11 protein-coding genes, 1 tRNA gene and 1 other RNA gene are annotated in these 13,259 nt (G+C 65.5%); 9 read left to right on the forward strand and 4 right to left on the reverse strand.

Going from position 1 to position 13,259, the window contains the following annotated elements; all coding sequences use genetic code 11:
- The first annotated feature begins 126 nt into the window (after positions 1 to 126).
- From AC51GR_RS04615 to AC51GR_RS04625, 3 genes are all read left to right on the forward strand, one after another.
- Complete coding sequence (locus tag AC51GR_RS04615) at positions 127 to 1,659, forward strand: cutinase family protein (protein ID WP_496323440.1); 1,533 nt, start codon at positions 127 to 129, stop codon at positions 1,657 to 1,659.
- Positions 1,660 to 1,869: 210 nt separating this feature from the next.
- Positions 1,870 to 2,237: a transfer-messenger RNA gene (gene ssrA, locus AC51GR_RS04620) on the forward strand.
- Positions 2,238 to 2,415: 178 nt separating this feature from the next.
- Positions 2,416 to 3,261, forward strand: a complete 846-nt coding sequence (locus AC51GR_RS04625) for an aldo/keto reductase (RefSeq protein ID WP_496323441.1) — start codon at positions 2,416 to 2,418, stop codon at positions 3,259 to 3,261.
- 112 nt (positions 3,262 to 3,373) lie between these two features.
- Here the strand turns inward: AC51GR_RS04625 and AC51GR_RS04630 are convergent, their stop codons facing one another.
- Positions 3,374 to 3,961: an alpha/beta fold hydrolase gene (locus AC51GR_RS04630; RefSeq protein WP_496323442.1), complete on the reverse strand. Its 588-nt coding sequence runs from the start codon at positions 3,959 to 3,961 to the stop codon at positions 3,374 to 3,376.
- Positions 3,955 to 5,142, reverse strand: a complete 1,188-nt coding sequence (locus AC51GR_RS04635; RefSeq protein WP_496323443.1) for a lipase family protein — start codon at positions 5,140 to 5,142, stop codon at positions 3,955 to 3,957. Before AC51GR_RS04635 ends, AC51GR_RS04630 begins: the two co-directional genes overlap by 7 nt.
- A gap of 215 nt (positions 5,143 to 5,357) precedes the next feature.
- Between AC51GR_RS04635 and pgm the strand changes: the two genes are divergently transcribed.
- The gene (pgm, locus tag AC51GR_RS04640) at positions 5,358 to 7,001 is read left to right on the forward strand and encodes a phosphoglucomutase (alpha-D-glucose-1,6-bisphosphate-dependent) (RefSeq protein ID WP_496323444.1); all 1,644 of its coding nucleotides are present in this window, start codon (positions 5,358 to 5,360) and stop codon (positions 6,999 to 7,001) included.
- 15 nt (positions 7,002 to 7,016) lie between these two features.
- Here pgm and AC51GR_RS04645 read toward each other — a convergent pair whose 3' ends face one another.
- Positions 7,017 to 7,766 (reverse strand): VIT1/CCC1 transporter family protein, encoded by a 750-nt coding sequence (locus tag AC51GR_RS04645; RefSeq protein ID WP_496323445.1) that lies wholly within the window; start codon positions 7,764 to 7,766, stop codon positions 7,017 to 7,019.
- A gap of 133 nt (positions 7,767 to 7,899) precedes the next feature.
- Between AC51GR_RS04645 and AC51GR_RS04650 the strand changes: the two genes are divergently transcribed.
- The 4 genes from AC51GR_RS04650 (at position 7,900) to AC51GR_RS04665 (ending at position 9,846) form a co-directional block, all read left to right on the forward strand.
- The gene (locus tag AC51GR_RS04650) at positions 7,900 to 8,646 is read left to right on the forward strand and encodes a DsbA family protein (RefSeq protein ID WP_496323446.1); all 747 of its coding nucleotides are present in this window, start codon (positions 7,900 to 7,902) and stop codon (positions 8,644 to 8,646) included.
- Positions 8,647 to 8,766: 120 nt separating this feature from the next.
- Positions 8,767 to 8,839 (forward strand) — tRNA-Ala (locus tag AC51GR_RS04655).
- A gap of 126 nt (positions 8,840 to 8,965) precedes the next feature.
- Positions 8,966 to 9,136: an SRPBCC family protein gene (locus tag AC51GR_RS04660; RefSeq protein WP_496323447.1), complete on the forward strand. Its 171-nt coding sequence runs from the start codon at positions 8,966 to 8,968 to the stop codon at positions 9,134 to 9,136.
- A gap of 104 nt (positions 9,137 to 9,240) precedes the next feature.
- Positions 9,241 to 9,846 (forward strand): DUF1707 SHOCT-like domain-containing protein, encoded by a 606-nt coding sequence (locus AC51GR_RS04665; RefSeq protein WP_496323448.1) that lies wholly within the window; start codon positions 9,241 to 9,243, stop codon positions 9,844 to 9,846.
- 26 nt (positions 9,847 to 9,872) lie between these two features.
- On the opposite strand, the gene AC51GR_RS04670 is transcribed toward AC51GR_RS04665, so the two are convergent.
- Positions 9,873 to 10,928 (reverse strand): zinc-dependent alcohol dehydrogenase family protein, encoded by a 1,056-nt coding sequence (locus AC51GR_RS04670; protein ID WP_496323449.1) that lies wholly within the window; start codon positions 10,926 to 10,928, stop codon positions 9,873 to 9,875.
- A gap of 258 nt (positions 10,929 to 11,186) precedes the next feature.
- Between AC51GR_RS04670 and AC51GR_RS04675 the strand changes: the two genes are divergently transcribed.
- Positions 11,187 to 13,121, forward strand: coding sequence for an oxidoreductase (locus AC51GR_RS04675; protein ID WP_496323450.1), 1,935 nt, complete (start codon positions 11,187 to 11,189; stop codon positions 13,119 to 13,121).
- Positions 13,122 to 13,259: the final 138 nt, after the last annotated feature.

Below are 13,259 nucleotides of genomic sequence, written 5' to 3' on the forward strand. Positions count from 1 at the left end.
TCGGTGTCCACATGGACATGAGCCTCAACAGGAGCATTCGAAATGACCCGAAAACGATCTAGGGCCGGGGGTGGTGCCACGATTGAGGCGGATCGTCGGCACCGTCGATGGCGCCCGGTGGCGGCGATGATGTTCGCCTCCGTCGCGGCGACCATGACAATGGGTGTGGTGCCGGCGCTGGTTCAGTCGAACGTGTCGGCACGACCGATCAGTGATTGCCCTGACCTCCACGTGGTGGCGGTCCCGGGAACGCTGGATTCGAGTGTCAACAGGGACCCGCATGATCAACGGAGCGTTCTGGCCCCGGTGATCGCGGACGCCGAGCGGGATGCGCCCGCCGGCTCGATGCAGACGACGTACGTGCCCTATCCGGCTGACTTCGGTTACTCGTCGGACGGCACGCCATATGCACTATCGGTCGACGCCGGTGTGGCGGCGACCGAGGCGCAGATCGCTCAGATCGCACAGCGGTGTGGTGCGGACACCGAGATCGCGATCGTGGGATACAGCCAGGGTGCCGATATCGCCAACCGGGTGGCGGCCGATATCGGTTCGGGCGATGGGCCGGTACCCGCATCGCGGGTGCGCGGCGTCTACCTGATCTCCGACCCCAACCGGGGTGTGGGCGCAGATCTGGTTCCCGGCGCGCCGGGACTGTCGGCACCGTTGAACGGTGCGCGGACCAGTGCGGCGAGTTCGGAGGCGGCTCTCGGTGCCGGTATCGGATCGGCACGTGGTGCCGAGTTCGGTCAGTTGACCGGCCGCGTTGTGTCGCTGTGTATGACCGGTGATTTCGCCTGTGCGATCCCGGACAATGCCCAGGTGGTCCGGATCGGGGCCAATGTGGCCGAGCAGATCCACATCGACACCACCGATCCGGCTCTGATCACGACTGACCTGGGGTCGGTCGTGCTGCGGTCGGCGCTGCTGACCGGACTCCATGTGGTGACGACCCCGCATTGGATGTTGTCGTCGGAGACGTTGGGCGATGTGGTCGCCACGACGACGAATCCGTATTACACGGCGCCGAACCATCGGGACCCGCTTGTGGTGCTGCGGTCGGCATACGGTGTGGCGACGTTCGCCTCGGAGTTCTCGAACGCCTGGGAAGCCAAGGTGGGGCAGGAGTTGGTCCTCGGTATCCACAACAACATCGGGGTGCTGCTCATGGCGGCGCATCCGGAGTACTGGTACCCGGGGCTCTCTCACACCAGCTACTTCACCGACCCTGACCAGTCAGGTATGACCGGCTCGAACTACGTCAGTTCGTGGCTCCGGGAGTCTGCGGTCAGCACCGCGCCGTCGGGGAGCGTCGAACCTGTTGCGGCTCCGGCCGCGACGACGTCATCGATGTCCGATCCGACCGCCAACCGGGTGGCCACGGCCATTGCGGTTGCCGAGGTCAACCGGGTGATGGCCAGGCAGCTGCCCAAGGTCGCCGACGCACTCACCGACGAGGTCGACAATGTTGCTCGCGGTTCGGCGATCGAAGCCCAGGTCACCGATGTGACGGGGACGATCGATCAGGGCGCGGCCGCGGTGGATCGGGTGATCGACGGTGTTGATCGGACGGTCGCGCCGCTCGTCGGGAAGGTCCAGCCTGTCATCGACGCCGTCGAGAAGGTCACCGAAATCGTCGACGCCGGGGTCGACAGCTGAGAGAAGAGATCGATCGGGACACCTCCCGATGAACTCTCGAGAGGGCCTCATCCCCGCCAGGTCGGCGGAGATGAGGCCCTTTTCATATGGGCTGCCCACCCGGCGTCCGACGTGGCCGGCGGTGAAGGGAATGACAAGGGCGAGGGTCTTGTTACAATGGATTGTCCGGTCGCTGCCAGCGGCTGGATCCTGCCAGAGATTCACCGACCAGGGGCTGAACGGTTTCGACTTGGTGCGTTGAGGTAGGGGAAGCGTGTCGGTGCAGGCTAGAGACCACCGTAAGCGTCGTAGCAACCAATTAAGCGCCGACAAAAATCAGCGCGACTACGCCCTCGCTGCCTAAGCGATTGCGTGTCTGTCGGCCCGGGTGTGTTCCCGCCCCGGGTACCGGCATCATTTAGGGAACTCACCACTGCGGTTGGTCGCGGACCACAGTGGGACACCCAACAGCGACTGGGATCGTCATCTCGGCTTGTTCGCGTGACCGAGAGATCCGAGTAGAGACTCAGCGAACTGCACACGGAGAAGCCCTACTGACACGGCGAAGGACCCGGGTTCGATTCCCGGCAGCTCCACCGTTGGAAACAGGCCAGAGCCCACAGCTCTGGCCTGTTTCTTTTTGCCAGGTGTCCATCGCGGAATCAGGGGCTGTTGGAATATCGGTGAGCCGCCGTCGTGTTGGACTCTCGAGGAACGACGACATGCCACTGTGAAGCCTTTCGCTTTGGCGCAGGCGAGATCAGACGAAGGATGACGATGACCCAGGTTCCGAACATCACTCTCAATGACGGCCACACCATCCCGCAGCTCGGATTCGGTGTGTTCCAGATCAAGCCGGAAGACACCGCCGACGCCGTGAAGACCGCACTCGAGGTCGGCTACCGGCACATCGACACCGCGGAGATGTACGGCAACGAGAGAGAGGTCGGCGAAGGGATCCGGGCGTCGGGAATCGCCCGTGACGAGATCTTCGTGACCAGCAAACTGAACAACACGTTCCACGAGCCCGATGCGGCCCGCAAGGCTTTCGACACCACGCTCAAGGAGCTCGGGTTGGAGCAGATCGACCTGTTCCTGATCCACTGGCCGCTGCCGACGCAGTACGGCGGCGACTACGTATCGACGTGGAACACCCTGATCGAGTTCGCCAAGGACGGTCGCTCGAAGTCGGTCGGTGTATCGAACTTTCAGCCCGCACATCTCGACCGACTCGCAGCCGAGACAGCTCTGGTGCCCGCGGTCAACCAGATCGAGGTACACCCGTACTTCACCAATGAGGCCGCCCGGCAGTACGGCAAGGACCACGGCATCGTGACCGAGGCCTGGTCACCCATCGCCCAGGGCAAGGTTCTCGATGACCCGGTGATCACGGAGATCGCGAACCGGGTCGGGAAGTCGACCGCACAGGTGGTCCTGCGCTGGCACATCCAGCGCGGCGACATCATCTTCCCGAAGTCGGTCACGCCGAAGCGCGTCGCAGAGAACTTCGCGCTTTTCGATTTCGAACTGGACGACGCCGCGATCGACGCGATCACTGCACTCGACAAGGGGGAGGCCGGCCGCAACGGCCCCAACCCCGACACGTTCGATTACATCGGCTGACCCATCGGCTGACCCATCGGCTGACCCCCGCCCCGCTGCGGAAATTCGCGCCACTTACCCCGAAACGCGCCGGTTGCAACCGGCGCGTTTCGCTGTAACCGGCGCGAATCTGCTAGCGGAAGCTGCGGACGAACTGCACTGCGGTGGACTGCCAGGTCCACACGTGGTCGAGAAGTGCGTGCCCGCCACCGTCGATCGGGACGTAGTCGGCCTCGACGCCGCGCTGCCGGAGCTCGTCGATGCCCTTGGCGGTACGCGTTGCGTAGGTGCGGGTGTCGGCGGTGCCGTGCAGGGCCAGGACCCGGGCGTCGTCGTTGATGTGCCGCCAGTCGGCGTGCTGCCACCAGGGGGCCAGGGCCAGGACCCCGGCGACCCGCTTGTCGGCCGCCAACTGTGCGGCGACGCGTCCGCCCATGGAATGTCCGATCACGATCGTCGGGACGTCGGGGTGTGCGTCGAGGAGCTCGGAGAGTGCGACCTGGGCGTAGGGCATCGGACTGTTCTGTCCACCGTTCCAGCCGTAGACCCGGTACCGGGCCTGTCGCACGACCACGCCGGGCAGTGCGGCGAGTGACAACGTGAACGGGTACATCCGCAACGCAGCCGGCTGGGTGCGGCTGAAGGGTTTGTACGACAGATCGGTCCCGCCGGGGAGCACCAGTACCGAAGCGGACGGGGTACCACCGCGCCGGATCAGCACGAGCTGGGTGCGGGCGCGCCCGAGAGTCGATCGTTGATGTACGCCAACGCGAACGGCACGCCGGCTGCGATGGTGGACCCGTGGTCGCCGGGCACGATGAGTGTCTGTACCCGGGTGCCCTGACCGCACCACTTCGCGGCGGTGGCCAGCACACGCGAGGTGGGCGTGAGCTGGTCGTCGGCGCCTTGATAGAGCAGCACCGGAATCCTCGGTGCCTCGGGCGAGACCTCCAGGCTGTTTCGATTCAGGGCGGCGGTACCGGCCGGATCATCGGACAGGCGGCCGCCGGTCACGACGTCGGAGATCCGCAGGCCGGCGCCGGCGTCGATGATCGGCTGCGTGCAGGCGTTGCGGATCTGATTGGCCAACGCCACACCCCGTCCGTTCAGTTGTCGTGACAGGGGCAGTGCGGTCGGGTACTCGCGTTCCAGGCCGACCGATGCGGCGAATCCCAGACCGAACAACGGGTTGGCCGTGACGCCGAGGGTCCGGGCGATGGCGCCGAGGTTGACCGGGGTTCCACCGGCGGAGAGTCCGACGAGATTCAACTCGGGGGCGTAGGTCGGCGCCAGGGTCGCGGCGAACCCGCTGGCCATCGCGCCGCCGGAGTATCCGGCCAGAACCGTGGGGGTCCTGCCGATGCGGAACCCGGCGTCGGACTGCACGGCACGGATGGAATCGAGCGTGATGGTGCCGCCGAGTCGGGCCGCACCGTACGCGCTGGTGGGGCCCAGGTGATCGGGCACATTCACCGCCACGCCTCGGGCCAGGGCCAACGCGATCAGCTGCTGTTCCTGCAGTCCACCGGCGAACAGCTGGTGCGACGGCGCGCACTGCAGGCCGAGGGAGTTGGTGAACGGCTGGTAGGAGAGCAGGTCGTGGCGGGCTCCGCCATCGGGGACGAACACCGTGGTCACCGCGGCGATGGGTTCACCGGCGGAATCGGTGGTCCGGAACTGGACCTTCCGGGCGGTGGATCCCGGGAAGGGGCTGGCCCTGTTCTGCACCTTGAGCACCTGTCCGTTGGCCGCGGAATCCAGGTTGGCGGGTGCGGCATAGAACGGGTCGCTGTCGGGGGCGGGCATGAAGGGTGCCGCGCCGGCCGGGGCCGCGGTGAAGCCGATGACCGCCGTCGTGGTGAGTGCAAGGGCGGCAAGGCCTCGCAGGAATCGCCTTCTCATCGGTTTCCGAACACGCACGATGCTCCCTCCGTCCCCCAACCGAGGTTTCGTCGGTCCCGGGTTCTTCGGAGCGCGACATTTCTACGCTGGAGTGTAGCCCGCTCGCTGCGCCGCGTAGGACGATCGGTGGCAGAATTCGGGGCGTCCAGTCGAAGTCGCCAGGACGCAGCGAACGGTTCGCCGGCCCGCTGCAGCACAACCGGAAGGAAAGACCAATGGCTCATCCGCGTGCGGGAACCGTGGCGTTGCCGGAAGATCTGATCGATGTCTCGGCGGTGACCGATGCGTACTATTCCGGCAAGCCCGATCCTGAAAACCCTTTGCAGCAGGTCGTTTTCGGTACTTCCGGCCATCGGGGATCGAGTTTGGACAACGCGTTCAACGAAGATCACATCGTGGCGACCACGCAGGCGATCGTCGAGTACCGCTCCGGCGCAGGCATCACCGGGCCGCTGTTCATCGGCCGTGACACCCACGCGCTTTCGTTGCCCGCCTGGCAGACCGCGATCGAGGTCCTGGTCGCTGCCGGGGTGCAGGTGCTGGTCGACAGTCGCGACGGGTTCACCCCGACGCCCGCGCTGAGCCACGCGATCCTGACCCACAACCGCGGGGGCGGCGGCCCGCAGGCCGACGGCATCGTCGTCACCCCGTCGCACAATCCGCCCCGCGACGGCGGTTTCAAATACAACCCACCCAACGGCGGTCCGGCGGACACCGACATCACGGGCGTGGTCGCGGCCCGCGCCAACGAACTGCTCCGCAGCGGATTGTCCGGCGTGAAGCGCATGCCCTTCGAGCGCGCCCGGGAATCCGAGTTCTGCGGGACCTACGACTATCTCGCCGCGTACGTCGACGACCTGGCCTCGGTGATCGACATGGCGGCCATCCGCACGGCGGGCGTCCGAATCGGGGCCGATCCGCTCGGGGGCGCCTCGGTCGACTATTGGGGCGAGATCGGTGAGCGCTACGGGCTGACGAACCTGACGGTGGTCAATCCCTCTGTGGATCCGGCCTTTTCGTTCATGACGCTCGACACCGACGGCAAGATCCGGATGGATTGCAGTTCGCCGAACGCGATGGCCTCACTGATCGGTGCACGGGATCAGTACGACATCGCCACGGGCAACGATGCCGACTCCGATCGGCACGGCATCGTGACCCCGGACGGTGGTCTGATGAATCCGAACCACTTCCTGGCCGTTGCCATCGACTACCTGTTCACCCACCGAAACGGATGGTCGCCGGGTGCGGCGGTCGGCAAGACCCTGGTGTCGTCGTCGATGATCGACCGCGTGGTCGCCGGTATCGGGCGGAACCTGATCGAGGTGCCGGTCGGATTCAAGTGGTTCGTGCCCGGACTCCTCGACGGCTCGGTCGGTTTCGGTGGCGAGGAAAGTGCCGGGGCCTCGTTCCTGCGCACCGACGGAACCGTCTGGACGACAGACAAGGATGGCATCATCCTGGCCCTGCTGGCGTCGGAGATCCTGGCGGTGACCGGGAAGACGCCGTCGCAGCGCTATGGGCAATTGGCGGAGCAGCATGGTGGGTCGCCGTCGTATGCGCGCATCGATGCTCCGGCCGATCGGCAGCAGAAGGCCACGCTGGCGAAACTGTCGGCCGATCAGGTCACCGCGACCGAACTCGCCGGTGAGCCGATCACCGCGATCCTGACCGAGGCGCCGGGCAACGGAGCGAAGATCGGTGGGCTGAAGGTGACCACGAAGAACGCGTGGTTCGCCGCACGGCCGTCGGGTACCGAAGACGTGTACAAGATCTACGCCGAATCGTTCAACGGGCCAGAGCATTTGGCGCAGGTCCAGGCGCAGGCCCAGGAACTCGTCGATGGTGTCCTGGGCTGAGCTGTTGCCCGCAGATCAACCGGATGCCGGGACGCCGATCAGGTAGCCGACGAGATAGGTTGCCGCGGCGGCGATCACGCCGAAGGCGAGCTGTCGCAGTGCGCCCTTCCACACCGGCCGATTGGTGAACTGTGCGGCGATACCGCCTGCGACGAGTAGTCCGACCGCGCCGACCGCGAGGGCGGCGGTCAGTGATTCGAAGCCGAGCAGATAGGTGAGCAGCGGGATCACCGCGCCGATCGCGAACATCACGAACGAGGAGACGGCCGCGACGATCGGCGAGGGCCGACCGGCCGGATCGATGCCGAGTTCCTGGGTCAGATGCAGGTTCAGGGCCCGATCGGGATCGCGGTGGACCTCGCCCGCGGCGGCGGTTGCGGTTTCCCGGGTCATCCCGAGGTCGACGAACTCCTCGATCAGTTCGTTCAGTTCGGCGTCGGGATGCCTGGCCAGTTCACGGCGTTCGACCGCGACCTCGGCATCGAGTTGTTCGTTCTGTGTGGTCACCGAGGTGTATTCACCCAAGGCCATCGAGAATGCGCCGGCCGCCAGACCCGAGACGCCGCTGAGGATGATGGTGTGACCGGAGGTGCCGGAGGCGCCGACACCGGCGACCAGACTGATATTGGTGACCAGACCGTCCATCGCGCCGAAGGTCGCAGCGCGTAGCCGCCCGCCTGCGACATTGGCATGGGTGTGACTCGCCTCGTCTCTCCCGGACCGGGGAGGATGCGGTGCCTCATTCGGATATTCGCGCGGCGACACTTCGCGATCGTACGCCCGGCCACCGGCGGATCTGCTCAGATTGTTCTCAGGCGTTGCTCGATATCCTGGTAGGCGACGCGCGTGTGTCGCGCGATGAATTCAGTCGGGTGTGAATCGGTTCGGTGAGGACAAAGTGAGCAACAAGAAGAAGCAGTCGGTACCCAAGGTGTCGGGCGGCAAATACCAGCCCCGCGCACAGTCGAGCACGACGACGTACATTCTTGCCGGGCTGGCTGTGGTGGTCATCGCGGCCGTCGTCATCGGCGGGATCATCTGGAACAGCAACAGTGACAACGGAACTGCGGACACCAATGCCCTGGCCTCCAGTGCCACCTTCACCGCGGGCGACGCCGCGGCACCGGTGACCATCGACATGTTCGAGGATTTCCAGTGCCCGGCCTGTCGCAACCTCGAGGAGGCGTCGGGTCCGGCGCTGACCGATGCGATCAACAGCGGTCAGCTGCAGGTCCGCTATCACCTGCTGAATTTCCTGGACAAGCGATCGGGTTCGGGTGATTACAGCTCTCGCGCGGCAGGTGCGATGAAGTGCGTGGCCGCCGGTGAGGACCAAAACGTCCAGTTGGCCTTCCATTCGAAGCTCTTCCAGGAGCAGCCCACCGAAGGTGACGTCGACCACAGCAATCAAGCGCTGGCCGCGTACGCGAAGGACGTCGGCGCCGGTGATGCGACGCAGCAGTGCATTGCGGAGGGGGCGCAGGTGGCCGCTGCGCAGGATTCGGCCAAGCAGTCACAGGAAGAGCTGTCCACCGCACTCGGCGGCCAGGTGGGTACGCCCAGCGTCCTGCGCGACGGCAAGCAGGTCACGGTCACCAGCGGGCCGGAATGGGTCGAGCAGCTCATCAGCTCCGACAACGGCTGATCGGTGGGCCCGGCCGGGTCCGCCGACTAGCGGATTTGGTCGCGCTCCCGCGGATGGTGTAATTTCGGTCAAGCAAGCCGAGCGGAGAAATCAACCGCAAAGCTTGCGAAAACCGAATACGGGGCTATGGCGCAGCTGGTAGCGCACCACACTGGCAGTGTGGGGGTCAGGGGTTCGAATCCCCTTAGCTCCACCCATCGACGAAATCCTCTCCGGTCTTGACCGGAGGGGATTTCTTCGTTTTCGGCGACGGTTCATCCAGGGATTGCCTGACGTTCCTCGACGGTTTCGCCGATGCGACCTCAATCCGGTCACCGATATGCCCGTGTCCCGGAATACGTACACGTTCTCCGAGGAGGACGGCAAGACCGTCGCCACATATATCAACACCTACGACAGCGCAGCAGACCTCCAGAAGATGCTCGACATGGGCTTCATCGAAGGTGCCACGGTGTCGATCGACCAGATCGACGAGCTCATGACGAGCTGAGGTCACAGATCGGAATTCAGCGCAGGGAAGCCTCTCGTACCCCGGAGCGAACGACCGGGCTCGGCCGGAGCGGCATCGATGTCCGGTCTCCTAGAGTGTCTGGCATGGCCGAGGATCATTCTGACGACGAGGTGCGGGTGGGCAACCCGGAACGTGAGCGGGCCATCGCTTTGCTCAACAGCGCGTTTTCGGACGGGTATCTGGAAATTGGCGAGTTCGAGGACCGCGCGGGAGCGGTGTATCGGGCGAGAACTCGAGGTGACCTTCGTGCGGTACTCGAGCACCTGCCGGTCGCCGGACATCTGTTCCTCGACTCGCCGTCCGTCGCCGCCGTGGTACCCGTCGAAAAGCCTGTGGTCCCGGCCGGCCCGGTGGTCCTTGGTGCGGATTGGGAGACGGTGCGACGCAAGGGCGTATGGGCAGTTCCGCCGAACATCCTCATCACCGGCTCGATGGGCACCATCGACCTCGACTTCACCAACGCGACATTTCCCGAACCGCTGGTCAACGTGCAGTTGCAGGTGTCCACGAGCACGGTCAAGATCCGGATCGGGCCCGATCAGGAGATCCGCTACTCAGCACTCACCAAGTCCGGCTGGTCGAGCCTGAAGGACAAAGGTGGCCCGCCGATCCGCCCGGGAGGATCGGTCATCAACGTCAGCGGCTCCATATCGGCGATGTCAGGCCTGACGATCAAACGGGCGACCTGACGGCTTTGGCGGCCGGCTCCTGGGGGTCAGGTGGTCAGCACAACCTTCAGCGCTTTCGTCTCCGCTGCCCGGCCGAACACGTCATAGGCCTCGAGAATGTCGGTCAGCGCAAAGGTGTGGGAGACAAACGGTGTGGCGTCGAGCTTCTTCGACGCGACCATTTTCAGCAGCGTGTCGGTGGTATTGGTGTTGACCAGCCCCATGGAGATGTCGATGTTCGAGATCCACAGGGAGTCGAGCGGGAGGTTCACCCCGGTGCCGTGTACGCCGACGTTCGCGACGGTTCCCGCCGGACGCACGATGTCGAGGCACATGGTGAAGGTGGCGGGGATGCCGACGGCTTCGATCGCGACGTCGACCCCGAGTCCGTCCGTGAGCGCCAAAACCTGTTCTTTCCAGTCCGAGTCGCCGGCCACCACCCCGTCGGTGGCCCCGAACTTCTTCGCCTCGGTGACACGATTCGCGTCCAGATCGATGGCGATGATCCGGGAGGGGCCGTAGAGGCCTGCGGTGAGCATCGCCGCCAGACCGACCGGTCCGGCACCGACCACTGCCACCACATCACCCGGCTTCACCCGGCCGTATTGCACCCCGATCTCGTGTCCGGTGGGCAAGATGTCCGAGAGCAACACACCTTCGGCGTCGCTGACCCCGTCGGGCAGCTTGTACACCGAGGTCTCCGCGAACGGCACCCGGACGTACTCCGCCTGGGTTCCGTCGATGAGATGCCCGAAGATCCAGCCGATACCGGGGGCGCCCTCGTCGGCCTGGCAATGCGAGTACACGCCCTTCTTGCAGAAGCTGCATCGTCCGCAGGCGCTGACGCACGAGAGGATGACCCGATCCCCGGCGGCCAGCGTGGTGACCGCGCCCCCGACCTCGGTGATGGTGCCCACGCCCTCATGGCCGAGGATGCGCCCCTCGACAACCGCTGGGACGTCGCCCTTGAGGATGTGCAGATCCGTGCCGCAGATCGTGGTCGTGTCGATCTTCACGATCACATCGGTCGGCTGTTTGATTGTCGGGTCGGGGACGTCGTCCCACGACTTCTTGCCGGGTCCGTGATACACGAGTGCCTTCATCGGTGCCTCCTATGCGGTATCCGGTCCTCCCGTTGAGGGCTGGACACTTCCCATTGTTCGTCGCCGAAGTGTCGTTCGAAAGAGTCTTAGGAACTCTGACCATCTCCGGGCGCGAACGTCTACGGTGCAGCCCCCGCCGCCGCAGGTGGGGAACGTGACCCACCCCACTTCCATGCACTAGAGTTGAGTTCAGTTCAATTAGTGCATCGGCTGGGGTCGGCATGACCGCAGCCCTCAGTCATGATCGAAAGAGAGACCATGAGCAGCGAGTTCACGCATCTCTTCTCGCCTTTTGCGATCGGTGGGGTGACCCTGAAGAACCGTCTCGTCGCGCTCCCGGCCGGGACGAGCATGGCGCAGGACGGCGTTCCCACCCACGGTGACACCGAGCATTTCGGGCGGCTCGCCGCCGGTGGCGTCGGTCTGATCATCGGTGGTGCGACGGTGGTGCACCCCACGACGACCCTGCGGTCGAGGAAACTCGTCGAGGCCTACATCGACGAGTTCGTACCCGCTGCCGCCGCCAAGGCGGACATCATCCACCGACACGGTGCGCGATTCATCGGCCAGTTGTGTCATCTCGGACGGGAGTTCATCGGCGGGGAGTCCGATTCGCCGCCGTCCGCACCGTCGGCGATCAAGACCGTGCGCGACGCCTATCCGCCCCACGAACTGACGGTGCCGGAGATCGAGAGCATCATCGAGGGCTGGCGGATCTCGACCGAGAACCTGGTGAAGGCCGGGGCCGATGGTGTCGAGGTCCACGCCGCACACGGCTATCTCCCGGCCCAGTTCATGTCACCGCTGACCAATCGGCGGACCGATGGCTTCGGTGGATCCTTCGAGAACCGGATGCGGTTCCCGCGGCTGGTGATCGAGGCGATGCGGTCGGTGGTCCCGGACGGTTTCGTGTTCGGGGTACGGCTCAGTGGGGAAGAGGAGATCCCCGGTGGCATGGACATCGACGACTGCGTGCGCATCGCGGAGAACCTTGCCGAACTCGGGGTCGACTACTTCAGCATCACCCACGGCACCCGTGGCAAGTACGTCAAGGACTCGACCAATCCGGATGCCGTTGCGGTGCCGTCGGCGTCGCGGGTCCGGGCGGCGACGGGGCTGCCGACGTTGGTCGGCCAACGGATCCGGGATGCGGCCACCGCCGACCACATCATCAAATCCGGTCACGCCGACATGGTCGGGATGGCCCGCGCGCTGATCGCCGATCCCGATCTGCCGGTGAAGTCGGAAACCGGACGGCTGACCGAGATTCGCGGCTGCCTCGGAATCAACCAGGACTGCCGGGCATTCGACCCGCATCTGCACTGTGCGGTCAACGCGGAGGTCGGACGCGGGCGGGACCCTCGGGTGGGCGTACCGGCGCCAAAGGTCAAGGAGGTCTACGTGATCGGCGGTGGACCAGCCGGCCTCGAGGCGGCCCGTGTCGCCGCCGGCCGCGGTCATCGGGTCACCGTCTTCGAGAAGGAGCCGGCCCTGGGTGGTTCGGCGCGTATCGCTGCCGCCTCGCCACATCGGGCGACCTTCATCGATGCCATCGACTACCTGCAACTCGAACTCAAGCGTCTGAAGGTCGACGTCAACCTGGCCGCCGGTATCGACGCGGGCGATCTCGAAGAGATCCGGGCGATGGCCGATCACGTGGTGGTGGCCACCGGTTCGCGGGCGGCTGCGCCACCGGTTGTGCTCGGTGACCGTCCGTCGGCCACGGTGGATGAGGTCCTGCTGGGCCAACTCCCGGACGTGCCGGGTAAACGTGCGGTGGTCTACGACGAGGGTGACGGTTTCTGGCCTGCCTACAGCGCCGCCGAGGCGTTGGTGCAGCAGGGCTGGCATGTCACGTTGGCCACGCCGTTGACCGGACTGGCCACGAGGGTTCCGGCGGAAAGTGCCGGACCGCTGTTGACCCGATTGGGTGCAGCCGGCGTCGAGTTCCGGATCGGCCACACGTTGGTGGTGCCCGAAAACGCCTCGGAATCAGTGCTTTTGCGGCCGTTGTTCGGCGCCGGTGACATCGAGACCGGTCCGGCGCTGACGGTGTGGCATCAGCCGCGGGTGGCGGAATCGGCGTTCGGGCTCGTACCGGGGGAGAGCATCAGCATCATCGGCGACTGTGTCACTCCACGGCGGCTGAGTCACGCCATCGCCGAGGGCTACCGGGTGGGCGCACAGATCTGACCTGCCCTGCCCTGACCTGCCCCACCCGCCGCCGACCGTGCCGAAATACCCGTTCACCGTGCCGAAAATGGCTATCCGCCAGCAACTTTGGCACGCTTGACGGCGTTATCGGCACGCTCGACGGAGGGGCGCGGTCGG

This window comes from Williamsia sp. z71 (genome assembly GCF_059553375.1).